Here is a 19,446-nt window from a genome sequence, read left to right on the forward strand (position 1 = left end):
TGATCCCTAGACTTTAGCGTGATAGCGCTGTAAACGCTCAATCTCATCCTTGGAGCCAAGCATGACAGATACGCGCTCATGCAAATCGCTTGGCTGCAAGTCCATAATCAAATGCTCACCATTAGTAGAGGCACCACCGGCCTGCTCCACTAGAAAACTCATTGGATTAGCTTCGTACATTAAACGCAGCTTACCTGGCTTGTGCGGTTCACGTTGATCCCAAGGGTACATAAAAATACCGCCACGAGAAAGTACTCGATGAACATCTGCCACCATTGAAGCAATCCAACGCATATTGAAGTCTTTATCACGCTCACCACTTACTCCAGCAAGGCATTCTTCTACATAACGACGCACTGGCTCGGCCCAATGACGCATGTTCGACATATTGATAGCGAACTCTTTAGTTGCCGGAGAAATTTGTACTGCATGCTTGATTAATACAAACTGGCCAGTATCCTTATTCAAGGTAAACATCACAACACCATCGCCCAATGTCAGTGCCATGGTCGTCTGAGGGCCATAAACAACATAACCAGCCGCCACCTGATGGCGCCCAGATAATAAGAAATCAGCTGTTTGCAAAGGCGCGGTTGGATCTTGTTTTTTCAGGATTGAAAAAATAGTCCCAATAGAAACATTGACATCAATATTGGAAGAGCCATCAAGTGGATCAAATAAGAGCAAATAATCACCAGTACCCTGCACTGCCACAGGCAACTCCATTTCTTCAGATGCTAAACCTGCCAATGATTTGCAAGCTTGCACACCTTCAATCAGGAGGTCGTTTGCAATGATGTCAAGCTTTTGCTGAACCTCACCCTGCACATTACCAGTACCAGCAGAACCCAACAATCCAATCAGCGCACCTTGAGCAACTTCATGACTTAAGGTGGTGCAGGTGTCAGCCACAGCGAGTAGCAACTGCTGCAAACCTGCCGGAATAGCTAAGCCCTTCACCTTGGAAGTCTCAAGGTAATGTTTAAATTGGATATTTGAGTTGGTTGATGCGTTCAAAAAAGTTCTCCGTTCGGATTGCTATAGCTTGCAATGGACTCTATTTTGCCCTGTTATTAAAAAGTAAAGGGGCTTAACTAGCCAAGGCCTTGGAAATGACCTCTCGTACATCCGCTGATAAGGTTTTGCTAGCAGCCACTTTTTCTAAAGCGGCATGCATTTTGCTTTGATAAGGCTCTGCAAACAAGCGCCAGCGGTCTAAACCGCGGGCTAACCTGGCTGCCACCTGCGGATTAATGGGGTCAAGAGTCAAAACCGCATCGGCCCAAAATGCATAACCACTACCATCGGCTTGATGAAAACTAGCAGGGTTACCCATGCAGAATGCATGAATTACGCTACGAACTCGATTGGGATTATTTAATTTGAAAGCCTCATGCTCCCGTAATCGCATGACATCCACTAAAGCAGGCTCTACGCCTGCAATAGGCGGACGACTTGCTTGTAGCGCAAACCATTTATCGATCACTAATGCATCGTCGGTAAAGCGAGTATAAAAATCTCGCAAACAGATGCCAGCTTGCTTGGATCCATTCACCACCAATCCAGACAATGCGGCATAACGATCTGTCATATTGTTGGCATTTTGATATTGATTTACTGCCATTGCTGACCAGATTGCCACATCGGCATCGAGCAACATGCTTAATGCCAAGTTTTTCAGGGCTCGTTTACCAGCGCTTACGCCATCCGGACTAAAGTCGCCAGGCGTTTGCATTTGTTGATATAAAGCAGCCCACTCCATGCGCAACTCAGTTGCGATGGCATGACGGAAAGCGCGGCGTGCACTGTAAATATTTTGTGGGTCAACGCTTGCACATTGCTCATATAAATATGCCTCAGCTGGCAAGGTCATAGCAAGCTCTTTAAACGCTGGATCTAAATCAGGATCCAATAGAAGCGTGCGATATGCCGCAATTAGCTGGGCACCAGGCAAGCGATTATCTAAGATAAATTGCATGGCAAGTTTCTGCCCCGCTTCCCAGCGATTAAATGCATCGTCATCGCTAGAAAATAAAGTCAACAAATCTGCCTCATCCTGAACAAAGTTCAGAATAATCGGCGCTGAGAATCCCCGATTAATCGAGAGCACAGGCTCCTCCGAGATATTTTCAAAAGTCCAGCTTTGCTTCTCTTGGGTCAGCTCAAGCAATTGCTCCTTTTGATCATCGCTTGAAGTGAGCAAACGCATTTTGAGTGGAATGTGAAAAGGCTGTTGATTTACCTTGGCCGAGCTTTGGGTGAGCGTCAGCACATACTGCTTGCTGGCCTCGTTGTAATGTTCCTCCACCTTCACTCTGGGCGTTCCTGCTTGGCTGTACCAGTTTTTAAATTGAGTGAGATCGCGTCCATTTGCATCAGCCATTGCCGCCAGGAAATCCTCGCAGGTAACCGCCTGGCCATCATGGCGCTTGAAATACAGATCCATACCTTTTCTAAAGCCATCAACGCCAAGCAAGGTTTGGTACATGCGCACCACTTCTGCGCCCTTCTCATATACCGTGACGGTATAGAAATTATTGATCTCTTGATACTCATCTGGGCGAATCGGATGAGCCATGGGACCTGCGTCCTCGGGGAACTGCAATTGACGCAAGGTACGCACGTCTTCAATGCGCTTCACCGCCCTGCCCGACTCACTACCCATTTGATCGGCTGAAAATTCTTGATCGCGGAAAACCGTTAAACCCTCTTTTAGGGAAAGCTGAAACCAATCTTGGCAGGTAACCCGATTACCAGTCCAGTTATGAAAATATTCATGACCAACAACGCTTTCAATATTGGCAAAATCAGCATCGGTAGCGGTTTCAGGCTGCGCCAATACATATTTGGTATTGAAAATATTGAGGCCTTTGTTCTCCATCGCGCCCATATTGAAATCACCTACAGCCACAATCATGAAACGCTCTAGATCAAGCTCAAGACCATAGCGCTTTTCATCCCAGTGGATTGAGGCGATTAGAGAATCCATTGCATGACGGGTTTTATTCAGATCATGTGGCTCCACCCAGATTTGCAGTAACTTTTTAGCTCCACTGCCAGTGGTGATGGTTTCCTCAATGCATTCCAACTTACCAGCAACCAATGCAAATAAATACGATGGCTTAGGAAATGGATCCTCCCAAACAGCACTGTGCCAACCATTAGGCAACTTCTCCTTATGGATTAAATTGCCATTCGATAACAATACTGGGCATTCAGTTTCACGTGCTCTTAATGTGACGGTATAACGGGCCATCACATCAGGGCGATCTAAGAAGTAAGTAATCTTCCGAAATCCTTCAGCCTCACACTGAGTAAAGAAATTGCCATTCGAGACATACAAACCCATCAGTGATGTATTTTTCTCAGGCACACAGATGGAAATAATTTCTACCATGAAGGCCTCCCTTCCTTCATTGGGAAGAGAGTGAATCGTTATTGATTCGGGATTTAATTCGAAATGGCGATGCGCTGCCCCGTTAATGCGCAGACTCACAAATTCTAATTCTTGACCTTGTAGCACCAGCGGCTCCCCTGGTTTGAATTCGGGGCCTGGCAATACCTCCAAGCTACTCTTGACGATCGTGCGAGCAGGGTCTAAGGCAATATCGAGTGCAACTTTTCCAAAAGTGAAATTAGGGGGACGGTATTCGAGCCGACGAAAGCTCTGGGGAAGATCAGTTTTCATAAGGCAATTTTAATCGCCCTAAGTGCTTATCCCCAAATCAATGCAGTCAGGCCAATGCCAATGAAGGTAATGGCAGCAATGGCATGAACCCATTTAATGGGCATCTTTTGGGTAAATTTCTGGCCAATCCATACTGCCGGCACATTGGCTAGCATCATCCCCAAAGTAGTGCCAATCGTGACTGAAAATACATCGTTAAAGCGTGCACCCAGGGCAATGGTGGCAATTTGGGTTTTATCCCCCATTTCAGCTAGGAAAAAAAGGCCTATGGTCAGCATAAAAACCTGCAACGGGCTATTGGCCACCTTGGAGCCTTCTGTCTCATCAATCTCATCAGGCACCAAAAGCCATAAGCCAATACCGATAAAGCTAGCGCTTAATATCCAGCGTAAAACCTCGGTACTGACAAAAGAAGTAAGCCAATGACCTAGATAGGCAGCGCAGGCATGATTTGCAATGGTGGCAAAGAAAATGGCAGCAATAATCGCAAGGCCCTGCTTGGGGTAGCGTGCCGCGAGCATCAGAGAGAGTAATTGGGTTTTATCACCCATTTCCGCAAGAGCAACCACTCCTGCAGAAAGGGTTAGAGCTGAAAAGTCCATAGGTCAATTGGCTAAATGAGTTAGAAATCCATTATCAATGAATTTCTAATTCGCCAATAGCGAAGGATTGCATCACCGTCTTTAAGCAGCCAAGAGCACCTCAGCCGGCACAAAACTCAAGGATTGAGCCTGCGCTACCGGCTCAGACGTGAGAACACCTCGATGCACACTTAAACCATCCCTCAAGTGATAGTTTGTAGAGAGTGCACGCATCATTCCCTGATTAGCTAGCGCCTCAACAAAGGGGTAAGTAGCATTAGTCAATGCAAAGGTGGAGGTTCTAGCAACTGCGCCTGGCATATTGGCAACGCAATAATGCACAACGCCATCAACTAAAAATGTAGGGTCAGCATGCGTTGTTGGCTTGGATGTTTCAAAACATCCACCCTGATCGATCGCCACATCTACTACGACAGCTCCCGTTTTCATTTTTCGAATCAGTTCTGCACTTACCAATTTGGGCGCTGCAGCACCTGGTAATAAAACGGCTCCAATCACTACATCAGCGGCCATGAGCTCTTGTTCGATCAATAAGGAATCTGAGTAATAGGTTCTCACCCGATTGCCATAGAGAAAATCAATTTGTCGCAGGCGTTCAATATCACGATCAAAAATACAAACATCAGCCCCCATTCCAGTAGCCATTTGCAATGCGTTACGACCCACTACACCCGCACCTAGAATGACCACCTTAGCGGCCGATACTCCAGGCACTCCTGCCATCAAAATACCCAAACCTCCATTGGTTTTTTCTAAATGAGCGGCCGCGGCTTGTATAGCCATGCGACCTGCCACTTCACTCATGGGCGCTAAGAGTGGTAACCCACCACCTTGTCCGGTCACAGTTTCATAAGCAATGCAGCTCGCGCCAGAACTGATTAATGCTTTCGTTTGCATTGGGTCTGGAGCTAAGTGCAAATAAGTAAAAAGAATTTGATCTTCGCGCAACATGGCGCACTCCTGCGCTTGCGGCTCTTTTACCTTCACCACCATCTCTGCTTTGCTGTAAACCTCGGCAGCGCTATTAATCAATGTTGCTCCTGCAATACGGTAAGACTCATCGCTTAAACCAATTTGTGCGCCTGCGCCACGTTGCACTAAAACAGCATGCCCTTGCCTACACAAACCGCTCACATTGCCTGGTGTGAGACCAACGCGAAACTCGTTATTTTTTACTTCTTGAGGTACGCCAATAATCATTCCCATCTCCTTTATTTGAATTACCGATTCAATTTCGTTTTGCGATGTAAGCCAACGATATAAAACATAGCTAGATACACCCCTAATAAACATGGACCCAAAATCAAAGCGATCCGTGCATCCTCATGAAATCCCATCATTACTACGACCAGGAAAATGAATGCCAATGCAAACCACGAGGAATAAGGCCACCATGGCGCGCGATAACCCAATTGGGCAACCTGCTCGCCAGTTAATGAATGACGGAACTTCATTTGTGTAAATAAGATGGCAATCCATACCATCAAGCCCACAAAGGTTACGGCGGCCATCATGTATTGAAAGGCTTTATCAGGAACAAAGTAGTTCAGCACTACCCCAGTCATGCAAATTGCCACAGTGGTCATGACAGCACGATGAGGCACACCATACTTTGAGAGCTTTGCAAAAGGTGCCGGGGCATAACCATTGACGGATAAAGCATATAAGAGACGACCGCCGCTAAAAATGCCGGCATTACATGAAGACAGTGCCGCAGTGATGACCACAAAATTAATGACCCCCGCAGCCTCACGTAATCCGATACGCTCAAACATCACCACAAATGGGCTACCGTGTTGACCCACTTCATTCCAGGGAAAAATCGCGAGAATGACTAAGATTGCACCCATGTAAAAGATCAAGATTCGCCAAGCGAGTGAATCAATTGCCATTGGAATCGTTTTTTGCGGATTTTCGGCCTCACCAGCTGATAACCCAATCATCTCTATACCAACATAGGCAAATAGAACCATTTGCAAGGACAAGAGCATTCCAGTAAAGCCGTTTGGAAAAAATCCCCCATGCAGCCACAAATTATCAAATCCCAGGGGCTGCCAATCATTGGTAAAGCCAAAGAAAATGACCGCACCACCTAAGGCAATCATGGCAACAATTGCTACGACTTTGATCAAGGCAAACCAAAACTCAAACTCACCAAACACCTTGACCGCAATTAAATTAATGAAGCCCATCATGACAATCGATGAGAGTGCCCATATCCATTGCGGGATTTCGGGGAACCAGATCGTCATATAAATCCCTACCGCTGTTACCTCGGCAATTCCCACCACAATCCAATAGGTCCAATAGCCCCAGCCCACCATATAGCCAGCAAGTGGTCCCACATAGGTATTTGCATATGCTGCAAAAGAGCCCGCAACCGGCTCATGCACTGCCATCTCGCCCAGAGTTCGCAAGACGATAAAGGCAACAATTCCCGCTAGTAGATAAGCAAGGAGGATGGATGGTCCAGCAATTTGAATCGCGCTTGCGGACCCTAAAAACAATCCGACACCGATAGTCGATCCCAAAGCCATCAAGCGAATATGGCGTACTTTGAGATGGCGTTTTAAGCCAGTATGTTCTGTCTGCAAAAAGACCTCCTTTGTTTAATCGCGGCTAATGTGCCGACGGAGCAAAGTCTAGGGAGGAGTTGGCAGAATCACCAGCGCATAAAAGTGCCTAAAGTAATGAAAAGAATAAAAAGTGATCTACTAAAAATCAAAGCGCAGATGAACAGAGGCTTTGATGAAGATTCTCAAGTTGAGGATGACCACAGAATAAGTAAGTTCCTACAGGGAATCCCCTTAATAAATTATTGCTTCTTCAGGTTATTTCAGCTGATGCACCGATTAAGTTCAGTATTTCTGCAGCCGCCGCAAGTCCACAGGCTGCAGTAACCATTACGGTTGAACCATAGCCAGAACATGCTAAACCACCCGCAGCCGCTCCTGCACGTGGCTCATGTGTATAAATAGCGCGCACACCCATTTTCTTTTTTAGGTCTCGGGAGAAGCCATGCTTTTGGCGGAGTTCTTGACGCACCTTAGCCAATAAGGCATCTTGCTCAGTTCTGGAAAGATCACTACAGCGCACGGAGGTGGGATCTGTTTTTCCCCCAGCTGCGCCGCACATGACTAAAGCACGATTATTTTTTACCGCCCAAGCCACCAAGGCAATTTTAGTTTGCACTGAATCCATGGCATCTAAGATGAACGCATCGCCCGGAATCAGTCGATCTAGGTTTTCGGGATCCAAAAACTCATCGTGCTCCGTGATCCTCATATCCGGATTAATGAGACGCATACGTTCGCTCATTGCCTGGACTTTTGCTTTGCCATACTGCCCCTCTAAGGCATGCAACTGACGATTGGTATTGCTCTGAGCGATATGATCAAAGTCGATCAATACCAGATGACCAATACCAGTTCGGGCAAGTGCTTCAGCCGCCCAGGATCCAACGCCACCTAAGCCGGCAACTACTACCGTGGCATTAAGAAAGCGCTCTCGTAACACTGGGCCATAGAGGCGACCTACACCTCCAAAACGACGGTCTTCGATATTGTCTTCTGCCATAGCTTCTCTTTATACTGAAAAAATGAACTCCATTGCCCAGCTCCGCAAAAACTATACCCTTGGTCAGCTCTCAGAAACTGAAGTATCAGCCGATCCGCTGCTCCTTTTTCAACTCTGGTTTGACCAAGCAATCAAGGCACAATGCCCAGAGCCCAACTCAATGACGCTTGCAACTGCGGATGCAATGGGGAATCCCTCAGCCCGTATTGTCTTACTAAAAGGGGCTGATCAGAATGGATTTACCTTTTTCACCAATTACGAAAGCCAAAAAGGTAAAGAATTGGCAGTCCGTCCCCAGGCAGCCCTCCTGTTTCATTGGCATGAATTAGAGCGTCAGGTTCGTATTAAGGGCAAGGTCGAGCGTGTGACCAGTGCTGAGAGTGATGACTACTACCACTCCCGCCCACCTGCCTCCAGAATAGGTGCGTGGGCATCTCCTCAAAGTGCCGAAATTCCGAATCGAGAATTTCTAGAGGAAGCTGAAAAACGTTTAAAGGAAAAATTTGGTGATGCTCCACCCCGCCCAGAGCATTGGGGAGGCTATCGCTTGCACCCCACTGATATTGAATTTTGGCAAGGTCGCCCCTCCCGCCTGCATGACAGAATCCACTACCGACTCGATGGGGGTGAGTGGAAGATTACGCGTTTAGCGCCCTGAGATTTGAATTGCTTCGTGCTGATGTGCGCTTATTGAAACTCTGGCGCTATTAAGGCTTTAAATTTCGCTCTAAATTTTGCCAACTTTGGCGCTACAACTGCCATGCAGTAACCCTGACCTGGGTTTTGACGGAAATAATCCTGATGGTAGTCCTCAGCAGGATAAATAGTGGGTGCCGCATCTATTTGAGTAACGACTGGAGTTGCATAGATTCCGGAAGCATCTAATTCTTTGACCACTTCATGTGCAATTTGATATTGCGCTTCACTGTGCGTAAAGATCACAGAACGATACTGTGTACCCCGATCATGGCCTTGGTAATTGAGCGTGGTTGGATCATGAATCACAAAAAAGATCTCTAGTAAATCCCGAAACGAAATCACCCCTGGATCAAAGTAGATGTCCACAATTTCAGCGTGACCAGTTACGCCAGTACAAACCGATTCATAACTGGGATTCGGCCTGGCACCACCTGCGTAGCCTGAAATCACAGCTTTTACCCCAGTAATTTGCTGATAAACAGCTTCCAGGCACCAAAAACAGCCCCCACCTAGGGTGGCACGCTCTAAGACAGCATCGTTTTTATTCATAGTCTCGTTCATAGCTTTATCCTAATGCCTTATTCAATCGTTTGCTTAACACCGAAATAACCCCATGAATCGCCTGACGCTCCAACTTGATGAAATTAAAGCCGCTTTTAATGCAGAGCCCAATCCTACTTTAGAGGTTCGATTGGAGCGGATTGCTCGCATCCAAAAAATGATTGAGGCCAATGAGGAAAAAATCTGCAAAGCAGTGAGCGCTGATTTTGGGGTTCGGCATCAGGTTGAAACCAGCTTGGCAGAATTTCAGATGATTTACCAACCGTGCAAATACACGCGCCAACACCTGAAAGAGTGGATGAAGCCAGAACTGAAGTCTGCGCCCTTCACTATGGGTTCCTCATATGCATGGATCATGAAACAATCTATTGGAGTAGTAGGCATCATCAGCCCCTGGAACTACCCCATTCAATTGGCTTTGATTCCAGCGATTGCCGCCTTTGCTGCTGGCAATCGCGTTTGGCTCAAACCATCCGAGCGCTGTTCGCGCACCTCCGGCTTTTTGGCTAACCTCATTAACGAATACTTTCACCCCAGTGAATTTAGCGTCACCACTGGTGATGCCGAAGTTGCAGAAGCATTTGCGCAATTACCTTTTGATCACCTCTTCTTTACTGGCTCAGAGAATATTGGGAAAAAAGTGATGCGTGCCGCAGCTGAGAGCTTGACACCAGTTACTCTGGAGCTGGGTGGTAAGTCTCCAGCAGTCGTGGATCCCTCAGCCAATTTGAAGGATGCAGCCCGAAGCATTATCTATGGCAAGCTTTTTAATGGTGGACAAACCTGCATTGCTCCAGACTATATTTTGATTGGACAAAATCAGCTTGAAGTTTTTATTATAGAGTTACGAGCTGCAGCAAAAGCGCTCTTCTCCAATCCAGAAGAATTAACAGGTCCAATTGATGATTCGCAATTGCAGCGCTGGGAATTCCTAGTCAATGATGCTGTTCAACGAGGGGCGCGAGTGATTACCCTGCTCGATGCTGATCCTAGCGGCCTTAGACGATTTACACCCGTCGCTCTACTCAACACCCCACAAGATGCAGCAGCCCTTCAGGAAGAATTGTTTGGACCCATTCTTCCCATTGTGATTGCTCAAGATGCCAACGCTGCAATCAACTACATCCATTCCAAACCCAATCCTCTTGCCTTATATTGGTTCGGAAGAGATCAGAAAGCCATGGAGCGCATCCTCAATGAAACCCGCTCTGGCGGTGTCACTGTCAATGACACTCTGTTGCATGTAGCAGTTGAAGAATTGCCTTTTGGAGGCATTGGAGCGAGCGGTATGGGTGCCTATCATGGCAAAGCGGGCTTCGATACTTTTAGTCACAGCAAATCGATTTTGGAGGCAAGAGGACTGTTTGGCCTGAATTTCTTGCGCGCCACTAAATTAGTTCGCCCACCTTATGGCAAGGGCACAGAGCGATTGCTGCGCTGGCTGAAGTAATCTTGATCTATTTGGGACTTTCTTTCAATTAATACAGATTAATCGGGGATAACCCTTGTAATCCAAGCTTCAAAATGCCATAATGAGGGGCTTTTTTAAAGCAATTTGATTCATCGCCCCCCAGCTATATTTCAGCGTACCGTTTAGAAGCCATAAACACCGAAGTTCAAAAAACGCGCTGCCGCCTGTCTGATGGTCGATGCCTTTGACCATCGCACCCTATAAAAAACAATGGGTGCAACATACGGAGACATCCCTCAAAGGGGATGTGTAATAGCATGACTTTTTCTAAAGAAACCAATCACGAGTCCACGGACTCAAAAAACACAGACACGGCCTTTCAGTCTTTCAAGCTGGCAGCGCCACTTCTTAAAAACGTTGCTGAGCTGGGTTATACCCAAGCTACTGCCGTGCAAGCTCAGGTTATTCCTGCCGCGCTTGCTGGTGGTGACTTATTGGTCAGCAGTCAAACCGGTAGCGGTAAAACCGCAGCCTTTTTATTGCCTTTAATTAATCAACTAATCGAAGACAACCCAAACAACTCACCTGTTCCAGGTCGCGCTCAACCCAAGGTGTTGGTACTCTGCCCTACCCGTGAATTGGCACAACAGGTTACAGCCGATGCGGTGAACTTAGTTCGCGGCTTTAAAGGCATTCGCATTGCAACTGTGATGGGTGGCATGCCTTACGGCAAGCAAATTCAGGCCATCAAAGGTGCATCCCTCGTTGTTGCAACCCCAGGTCGTTTGCTCGACTTGTGCGACAGTAAAGCAATTCGCTTAGATGATGTAAAACAACTCGTAATTGATGAAGCCGATCGTATGCTCGATATGGGATTTGCTGATGATCTCGAGGCAATTGATAAACGCTGTGCTGGCCGCACGCAAACTTTGATGTTCTCTGCCACTTTTGCACCAAAGATTATGTCTTTGGCAAATGAGTTAACTTCAAACGCCAAACGGATTGAACTAGCTCACGCAGGTGAGAAACATGCGAACATCGAGCAAAAATTGCATTGGGCTGATAGCGTCTCACACAAGCATAAATTGCTAGAGCACATTTTGGCAGATGCCACTTTGGATCAAGCGGTGATCTTTGCTAGCACTCAAGTTGAGAGCGAAAAAATTGCTGATACATTGCGTGCCAATGGTTACGAAGCAACCGCACTGCATGGCGCAATGCCTCAAGCTGTGCGTATGCGTCGCCTTGAGTCACTGCGTAAAGGCCACACCAAAATTTTAGTTGCGACTGATGTAGCTGCTCGTGGTATTGATGTACCTCGTATTACTCACGTGATTAACTTTGGTTTACCAATGAAGCCTGAAGACTATACGCACCGCATTGGTAGAACGGGACGTGCTGGTCGTAGCGGAGTAGCAGTGACCCTCGTTGAGCATCGTGATCGCGCTAAGATCAGGAACATTGAACGCTTTACACAGCAAGATATTGTTGCTTCAGTCATTGCCGGCCTTGAGCCACAAGCCAAGCCTAGTTTTGGTGGTGGCGGTGGTCGTCCTGGTGGCGGTCGTCCAGGCGGTGGCAATCGCTCTGGTGGTGGCGGTCGTTACGGTTCAGGCGCACGTTCAGAGTCTCGCTCTGGTGGTGGTCGCTCAGACGGCAATCATTTTGCAGCGCGCTCATCTGAGCCACGCCCTGCTGGTGACTCACGTCCAGGCAATCGCTTCGGTGATTCACGCCCTGCGCGTTCTGCTGACTCACGTCCAGCACGCTCCGGGGATTCGCGTCCATCCGCTGGTCCGCGTTTTGCGAAACCAAAAACAGGTGGTCAACGTAGAAACTTTAGCGGTAGCTAACATTGACTCACCGTCGTCGCCTCCGTTCTTTTTGGAATCGAGTCGATTCCGGTGGGATTCATCAAGCGCCACGCGAGTGGCAGTCTTGGCTAAGTGATACCGGATCATTAACTCAACAAATTGAGCGAGCCATTTCCAAAAAACTAGAAGTTTTGGTTTTAAACGATGGTCGACAAGATCTAAATAGCGACGAAAGTCGCTATTTTCATTTCAAGATCAAGCGCTGTCGGATACGCGAGGTTTTACTCTGTGCTAATGGAGAAGCCCTTGTAATGGCGCGCAGCATCATCCCCACCCCAAGCTTGAGCGGCAGCAATCAATCTGTCTTACGTTTAGGCACTAAACCTTTGGGCGCCGTACTGTTTGCAAAGTCGCGAACAAGTACCAAGAAAAAAGCGCTTCGTAAAATTGCTTTTCTGAAAAAAAGAGATTGTTTTTGGAGGATCTGCCAAAAAAAGTATCCCTCCCTAGCCACACCGGTCTGGTCAAGGCGGACCCTTTACAAGCTAAAGGGGCATCCACTACTGGTGAGTGAAGTATTTTTACCGGCGCTGCTTAATTATTAAGCCATTTTTTGCTGGCGGCAATCAAAGCTTCATCACCCGGATCGCATCCTAGCACCCGACCAAAACCGACGTCTTTAGCTCCTTGCGCAATATTAATGTGAGGACACAGGGCTGTTGCAGCACCTAAATCCTGATGCAGGTGCGATTTGATTGCTGCACCCAAATAACGCACCGCCTCTGAGGAAGTTAAAAGCCAGAGTGACTGCGCCATATCTAAATCACCAATAGCAGCCCAAGCGGGGCTTTCAATATCCAAAGGGGTGCGGGTGTAGACAGAGATTGCTTGAACGCTTGCTCCAGCATCCTTTAGTGTATCGGCCAGCCAATCCCTCCCGCCATCACCCTTAAAAATCACCACCTTACGTCCCGCCCAATGAGGGTAGAGTAATTGCAGTTCTGCCCATAAACCTTCAGAGTCCCATTGCTTATTTTGTCGAGGAAAAATAATTGGGGTAGGCGCAGCTTCATGGCCAATACCATGATCAACGAGTGCAGCGTGACTACTGCCACCCATTACTCCAATAGGAACGATGGCTTTTGATATCGCTTGCCAACCACCCCCGATTAAACGCATGACACAATCAATTGCATTTGGACTCACAAAAATAGCTAAATCAGCATCCTGCAAGGCCTCTAGAATTTGATCGCCTAAGTCTTTACTTGCTTTGGGCGCAATCGTTAATAAAGGCAGGGATAGGATCTGAGTAGTAGCCCCTTGAAAATGCCCTCGCATCGCTTCTATTAATTGAGTAGCCTGCCCTACTGGCCTGGTCACTACAATGGTTTTAGTACCCATGTGAGACGCCTAATTTAGCCGGGTAAGCCATGGGGCAATAATTTGGCCGCACCCTGTCCGATCAAATCTTGCGCCACTGCTAAACCCAATGCCTCAGCATCCGCAACGGTCTTGACCATAGCGCTTGAGCGTGCCATGCAGGCAGCCTTGCCATCAATGCTAGCCACAAAAGAACGAATCTCCATTTGATTTTGATTCCAGGTGGCATGGGCCGCTAGAGGTACTTCGCATGACCCGCCCAATTGACGGGAAACCATGCGTTCAGCAGAAACTGCTAACAAGGTAGGTAAATCATTGAGGGGAGCAAGCCAATGCTTGATCTGGGGGTGTGCGCTCAACATCTCAATTCCTAGGGCGCCCTGGCCCGCTGCTGGGGTATAGGGGTCATAAGGTAAATAAGCTCTAATGCGACTCTCTAGGCCCAAACGCTTTAAACCAGCGGCCGCCAAAATGATGGCTTGATACTCGCCACGATCTAATTTACCCATACGGGTATCTAAATTGCCCCTCAAGGGTTCAATCTTTAAGTGAGGGAAACGTGAGCGCAGAACGGACTCACGCCTCAGGCTGGAGGTACCCACCACCGCTCCCGCAGGTAAATCTTCCAAGCTAGCATAGTCATTTGATACAAATGCATCCCTGGCATCCTCACGCGCCATCACGCAGGCAAGTTCAAAGCCCTCAGGCATGATCATTGGGACATCTTTGAGGGAATGTACCGCCAAATCGGCGCGACCATCCTCTAAGGCGGCTTCTAGCTCTTTCACAAACAAGCCTTTGCCACCCACTTTTGAGAGCGCTTTGTCCAAAATTTGGTCGCCACGGGTAGTCATCCCCAAAATTTGCACGTCACATGCAGGATAGAGACTTTTTAGACAATCTCGGACGTGTTCGGCCTGCCACATGGCTAGACGACTCTCACGAGAGGCAATGACGAGACGACTTGGGGGAGAAACGGGGGTTTGCGACATAGCATTTAAAATGATCATTGAATTACACCAATATACTGTGTTTATGAGCTCATCTAAAAATTCCTTAGCCAACAAAGCCCAAGCCTGGTCGGCTCGCTTTGCTGAACCCGTCACTGAATTAGTCCAGCGTTATACCGCCTCCATTGGCTTTGATCAACGCTTTGCCTTGGTTGACATTGCAGGGTCTTTAGCCCACGCACAAATGCTAGCGAATCAGAAAATTATTAGCAACCAGGATCTGGCTGATATCCAAGGTGGTATGGCTCAAATTTTGGCTGAAATTGAAGCTGGTCAATTCAATTGGCAACTCGCCCTAGAAGATGTTCATCTCAATATTGAGGCGCGCTTAACAGAATTAGTGGGTGATGCTGGCAAACGCCTGCACACTGGCCGATCACGCAATGACCAAGTGGCGACTGATTTACGCCTGTGGTTGCGTGCTAGCGTAGACGAAATTGCAACTAGTCTAAAAACTTTGCGCACCGCCCTCCTCGATCTTGCTGAAAAACATGCGGGCACGATCATGCCAGGACATACGCACCTGCAAGTAGCGCAACCTATCACCTTTGGCCATCACCTCATGGCCTATTTTGAAATGTTTAGTCGTGATGCAAGCCGCTTAAGTGATTTGCGCGCTCGCTTTAATCGCCTTCCACTCGGTGCAGCAGCATTAGCAGGCACCAGCTATCCGATTGACCGCGAGCAAGTAGCGCAGGCCTTGGGATTTGATGGCATTTGCAATAACTCACTCGATGCCGTATCGGATCGAGATTTTGCAATTGAGTTTTGTGCCTTTGCTTCGATATTGATGATGCACGTATCACGTCTATCTGAAGAATTGGTTCTGTGGCTGAGCCCGCGTTTTGGCTTCATTGATTTACCAGATCGCTTCTGTACTGGTAGCTCCATCATGCCGCAAAAGAAAAATCCAGATGTACCAGAGCTCGCACGCGGTAAAACAGGTCGCGTCTATGGAGATCTCATCTCTTTATTAACGCTGATGAAGAGTCAGCCCCTTGCCTACAACAAAGACAACCAGGAAGACAAAGAACCTTTGTTTGATGCGGTTGATACCGTGCAAGACACCTTACGTATTTTTGCCGACATGGTGCCCCATATTGAGGTGAAAGCCGCAGTCATGAAAGCTGCGGCTGAAGAAGGATTTGCTACCGCTACCGACCTAGCTGATTATCTCGTTAAGAAGGGACTAGCCTTTCGCGATGCACACGAAGCCGTTGCTCACGCTGTTAAGGCCTGTGTTGGCAGAAACTGCATGTTGACAGACCTGAGTCTTGCTGAACTTCGGTTTGCATGTGGTCTAGATAATCGCCCAGAGCTATTGGGTGATGATGTATTTGCACTACTCACAGTTGATGGCTCAGTGCAATCCCGTGCCCATGCTGGCGGAACTGCGCCCAGTCAAGTACTAGCAGCCGTTAAGCAGGGGCGCATTAGCTTGTAAGGCGCTCGAACCACTTAGAAAAAAGCCCAAGACGTGATTGCCTTGGGCTTTTTTAATGGGATTACAGCTACGAAGAGAATGCAATGACTCTAAGCACGCACACAATCGACGTAATACTCGGCGTGACCATCCACTTCAGCTTTTACCAAGCCATGAATGTCAGTTTCAAATCCAGGAAACTGGGTATTAAAATCACGCGCAAAGTAGAGGTAGTCAATAATGCGTTTGTTAAAACGCTCACCAGGAATGAGCAACGGAATACCTGGAGGATATGGCGTCACTAGCATAGCGGTAACACGCCCCTCCAATTGATCCAAAGGTACGCGGTCAACCTCTTTATGAGCCATCTTTGCCCATGCCTCAGCAGGCATCATGGCTGGAACCATATCTGAGGTATACATCTCAGTGGTCATGCGGGCTACATCACGGCCTTTATAGAACTCATGAATCTGCTGACAAATATCCTTCAAACCAACGCGCTCATAGCGCGGATGCTTCGCCACAAACTCTGGAAGCACTTTCCATAGAGGGGCATTCTTATCAAAGTGATCTTTAAATTGCTGTAACTCAGTTACCAAGGTATTCCAACGTCCCTTGGTAATACCAATCGTGAACATAATGAAGAAAGAATACAAACCGCATTTTTCAACGATCACACCATGCTCAGCCAAGTATTTAGTCACAATGCTTGCTGGAATACCCATCGAGCCAAAGTTACCCTCAATATCTAAGCCAGGTGTAACAACCGTTGCTTTAATGGGGTCAAGCATATTAAAGCCTTGGGCCACGCCGCCAAAGTCATGCCAGTTAGCATTCGGTTCCAGCACCCAATCAGAACGCTCACCAATACCCTCTTCAGCAAGGTGATCCGGACCCCACACCTTGAACCACCAATCTGCTCCAAACTTATCATCCACCTCACGCATCGCGCGGCGGAAGTCCATTGCCTCAGCAATCGACTCCTCAACCAAGGTAGTGCCTCCAGGAGATTCCATCATGGCAGCCGATACGTCACATGAAGCAATAATGGCGTACTGCGGGCTGGTAGAGGTGTGCATCAAATACGCTTCATTGAAGCAATCTCGATCGAGCTTAGTATCTTCAGCATCTTGCACTAAGACTTGCGAGGCTTGTGAGAGCCCTGCCAGCAACTTATGAGTTGACTGAGTGGCAAACATTAAACTTTTCTTGGTACGTTTGCGATCAGAGCCAATCGCGTGCATATCCTTATAGAATGGATGAAAAGCAGCGTGCGGCAACCATGCCTCATCAAAATGCAAAGAATCCACTTTGCCATCAAGCATCTCTTTAATCATTTCGACGTTGTACACGATACCGTCATAGGTGCTTTGTGTCAGCGTCATCACACGCGGCACTACATTTTTATCCTTGATAAATGGATTAGCATCTATTTTCTTCTTGATGTTCTGCCATTCGAATTCTTCTTTTGGAATGGGGCCAATGATGCCGAGGTGATTGCGGGTCGGCATCAAGAAGATTGGAATCGCGCCCATCATCGTGATCGAATGAATGACTGACTTATGACAATTACGATCAACTAACACAACATCGCCAGGAGCAACGGTTGAATGCCAAACAATCTTGTTTGAAGTAGAGGTTCCGTTTGTTACAAAGAATAAATGGTCGGCATTAAAGATGCGCGCAGCATTACGTTCACTTTGCAAAACTGGGCCAGTGTGATCTAGAAGTTGTCCTAATTCTTCGACGGCATTACAAACGTCAGCGCGGAGCATGTTCTCACCAAAGAATTGATGAAACATCCGCCCCACAGGGCTCTTTAAGAAAGCAACGCCGCCGGAGTGGCCAGGGCAGTGCCAAGAGTAAGAGCCTTCTGAAGCGTAATTTGTGAGTGCTCGAAAAAATGGTGGCGCCAAAGAGTCGAGATATACCTTGGCTTCACGAATAATATGGCGCGCCACGAATTCAGGGGTGTCTTCATTCATATGAATGAACCCATGCAACTCACGCAAAATATCGTTTGGCATATGGCGTGATGTTCGGGTCTCACCATATAAGAAGATTGGAATATCTTCATTGCGTTTACGCACTTCAGTAATGAATGCGCGTAAATTATTGAGTGCCGGTAAATCATGGTCTTCTGAGTCAGAAACAAACTCTTCATCATCAATCGACACAATGAATGATGAGGCGCGAGAAGCCTGTTGGGCAAAAGAGGTCAGGTCACCATAACTGGTCAGACCAATGACTTCCATACCTTCGTGCTCAATGGCTTCTGCCAAGTCACGAATACCAGATCCGGAAATATTCTCGGAACGAAAATCCTCATCAATAATAATGATTGGGAAACGAAATTTCATAAAAACTCCCCTACTAATTTATCCGAAGAATTCGGAACCCACTTCTCAAAATTGGCCATATCAATTACCCGCTTACCCTGAGGCGAAACCGTGACTATATCGACAAACCTTGCATTTTGCTGCACATCCTTAGGCAAGTAAACATGGCGAGCATAGACTTGATTGGCAAGGCTCTCATGGTAACCAGTAAATGTGACCAATAAATGCCATTGATGATTAGCGCTTCCTGACATAAAGCACTCCAATAAGGGGCTAGCGCTATCGAGACTATGCATCGCTGTCCACATAATCGAAAAGACAGGGTTTTCAGCTCTACGCAGGGGTAATTCAATGGAGCGGTGGTAACGCTCACCCTCCGCAGTCATACTCTCGGAAACCAACCAAAGGCGTAACTGCGCCTCGACAATATGGGAGCGGCGCACGTTTGCAAGACGAAATTTAAAACTCTTCATGCCGTTATGCAAACCGACCACAGCAACCTTAGAAAAGTGCACCCCAGCAGTGGGCCGTGTAAAGCGTGCAAAAGCCAAACCCGTAGTTAAAGCGGAATAGACAATCCCAAAAAAAGCCTCGAAAGTAACAATAGAATTTGGCCAGTGACCGACCGGAGTCATCTGCCCATAGCCGATAGTCGACATCGTCTGCGCACTGAAGTAAAAAAGATCAATCAGAGAACCGGGCTCAGTATTGGTGATCGCGCCGACACCACAGGCAAGGTAAGCCAATGCAAATAAAACATTAGTACATAAATAAACGAGGACGACCAGTATTAGAAAGCGCGTCCAGGTAGTTCCAAGAAGCCAGTGATAGAAATTATTTTCAGGACGCGCGGTGGTTGATCGCGTTAATGTAGCTTGATATTCCTCAAGGTTAATCCGCTGATTGCGGTTACCAAAGTGAAATTCGTCCACTGCCGTGGAGA

General features: G+C 47.4%; 16 protein-coding genes. 5 read left to right on the forward strand and 11 right to left on the reverse strand.

Features of this window, described 5'->3' with window-relative positions:
- Positions 1 to 6: 6 nt before the first annotated feature.
- The 6 genes from M2125_RS05180 to M2125_RS05205 form a co-directional block, all read right to left on the reverse strand.
- On the reverse strand, positions 7 to 1,017 hold the full coding sequence (locus M2125_RS05180) for a class 1 fructose-bisphosphatase (RefSeq protein WP_083657512.1): 1,011 nt from the start codon (positions 1,015 to 1,017) through the stop codon (positions 7 to 9).
- A 73-nt stretch (positions 1,018 to 1,090) separates the two neighbouring features.
- Positions 1,091 to 3,688, reverse strand: a complete 2,598-nt coding sequence (pepN, locus tag M2125_RS05185; protein WP_280742651.1) for an aminopeptidase N — start codon at positions 3,686 to 3,688, stop codon at positions 1,091 to 1,093.
- A gap of 26 nt (positions 3,689 to 3,714) precedes the next feature.
- The gene (locus M2125_RS05190) at positions 3,715 to 4,290 is read right to left on the reverse strand and encodes a TMEM165/GDT1 family protein (RefSeq protein ID WP_076023581.1); all 576 of its coding nucleotides are present in this window, start codon (positions 4,288 to 4,290) and stop codon (positions 3,715 to 3,717) included.
- Between the two features lie 81 nt (positions 4,291 to 4,371).
- Positions 4,372 to 5,490 (reverse strand): alanine dehydrogenase, encoded by a 1,119-nt coding sequence (ald, locus tag M2125_RS05195; RefSeq protein ID WP_076023580.1) that lies wholly within the window; start codon positions 5,488 to 5,490, stop codon positions 4,372 to 4,374.
- 20 nt (positions 5,491 to 5,510) lie between these two features.
- Complete coding sequence (locus tag M2125_RS05200) at positions 5,511 to 6,884, reverse strand: amino acid permease (RefSeq protein WP_076023579.1); 1,374 nt, start codon at positions 6,882 to 6,884, stop codon at positions 5,511 to 5,513.
- Positions 6,885 to 7,116: 232 nt separating this feature from the next.
- A complete protein-coding gene (locus tag M2125_RS05205; RefSeq protein ID WP_076023578.1) occupies positions 7,117 to 7,866 on the reverse strand; it encodes a tRNA threonylcarbamoyladenosine dehydratase in 750 nt (249 codons plus the stop codon).
- Between the two features lie 22 nt (positions 7,867 to 7,888).
- Between M2125_RS05205 and pdxH the strand changes: the two genes are divergently transcribed.
- The gene (pdxH, locus tag M2125_RS05210; protein ID WP_076023577.1) at positions 7,889 to 8,524 is read left to right on the forward strand and encodes a pyridoxamine 5'-phosphate oxidase; all 636 of its coding nucleotides are present in this window, start codon (positions 7,889 to 7,891) and stop codon (positions 8,522 to 8,524) included.
- Positions 8,525 to 8,553: 29 nt separating this feature from the next.
- On the opposite strand, the gene msrA is transcribed toward pdxH, so the two are convergent.
- Positions 8,554 to 9,126, reverse strand: coding sequence for a peptide-methionine (S)-S-oxide reductase MsrA (msrA, locus tag M2125_RS05215; protein ID WP_277541663.1), 573 nt, complete (start codon positions 9,124 to 9,126; stop codon positions 8,554 to 8,556).
- A 52-nt stretch (positions 9,127 to 9,178) separates the two neighbouring features.
- Here msrA and M2125_RS05220 point away from each other — a divergent pair, with 52 nt between their 5' ends.
- From M2125_RS05220 to M2125_RS05230, 3 genes are all read left to right on the forward strand, one after another.
- On the forward strand, positions 9,179 to 10,576 hold the full coding sequence (locus M2125_RS05220; RefSeq protein ID WP_280742652.1) for a coniferyl aldehyde dehydrogenase: 1,398 nt from the start codon (positions 9,179 to 9,181) through the stop codon (positions 10,574 to 10,576).
- 278 nt (positions 10,577 to 10,854) lie between these two features.
- A complete protein-coding gene (locus M2125_RS05225; RefSeq protein ID WP_076023574.1) occupies positions 10,855 to 12,390 on the forward strand; it encodes a DEAD/DEAH box helicase in 1,536 nt (511 codons plus the stop codon).
- Positions 12,391 to 12,392: 2 nt separating this feature from the next.
- Complete coding sequence (locus M2125_RS05230; protein ID WP_277541665.1) at positions 12,393 to 12,956, forward strand: chorismate--pyruvate lyase family protein; 564 nt, start codon at positions 12,393 to 12,395, stop codon at positions 12,954 to 12,956.
- Here M2125_RS05230 and M2125_RS05235 read toward each other — a convergent pair.
- Together M2125_RS05235 and hemC are read right to left on the reverse strand one after the other, a co-directional pair.
- Positions 12,946 to 13,752 (reverse strand): uroporphyrinogen-III synthase, encoded by an 807-nt coding sequence (locus M2125_RS05235; RefSeq protein WP_280742653.1) that lies wholly within the window; start codon positions 13,750 to 13,752, stop codon positions 12,946 to 12,948. The two genes, M2125_RS05230 and M2125_RS05235, sit on opposite strands and share 11 nt — an antisense overlap.
- 14 nt (positions 13,753 to 13,766) lie before the next feature.
- Positions 13,767 to 14,723 carry a hydroxymethylbilane synthase gene (gene hemC / locus M2125_RS05240; RefSeq protein WP_076023837.1) on the reverse strand — a complete coding sequence of 319 codons (957 nt, stop codon included), beginning with the start codon at positions 14,721 to 14,723 and terminating at the stop codon, positions 13,767 to 13,769.
- 43 nt (positions 14,724 to 14,766) lie between these two features.
- Between hemC and argH the strand changes: the two genes are divergently transcribed.
- A complete protein-coding gene (gene argH, locus M2125_RS05245) occupies positions 14,767 to 16,185 on the forward strand; it encodes an argininosuccinate lyase (protein WP_076023836.1) in 1,419 nt (472 codons plus the stop codon).
- 89 nt (positions 16,186 to 16,274) lie between these two features.
- Here the strand turns inward: argH and M2125_RS05250 are convergent, their stop codons facing one another.
- Together M2125_RS05250 and M2125_RS05255 are read right to left on the reverse strand one after the other, a co-directional pair.
- Positions 16,275 to 18,524 carry an arginine/lysine/ornithine decarboxylase gene (locus M2125_RS05250; RefSeq protein WP_076023572.1) on the reverse strand — a complete coding sequence of 750 codons (2,250 nt, stop codon included), beginning with the start codon at positions 18,522 to 18,524 and terminating at the stop codon, positions 16,275 to 16,277.
- Positions 18,521 to 19,435 carry an ion channel gene (locus M2125_RS05255; RefSeq protein ID WP_076023571.1) on the reverse strand — a complete coding sequence of 305 codons (915 nt, stop codon included), beginning with the start codon at positions 19,433 to 19,435 and terminating at the stop codon, positions 18,521 to 18,523. The genes M2125_RS05250 and M2125_RS05255 overlap by 4 nt, the downstream gene beginning before the upstream one ends.
- Positions 19,436 to 19,446 lie beyond the last annotated feature (11 nt).

The organism is Polynucleobacter sphagniphilus, from assembly GCF_029892205.1.
GTDB classification, from domain to species: domain Bacteria; phylum Pseudomonadota; class Gammaproteobacteria; order Burkholderiales; family Burkholderiaceae; genus Polynucleobacter; species Polynucleobacter sphagniphilus.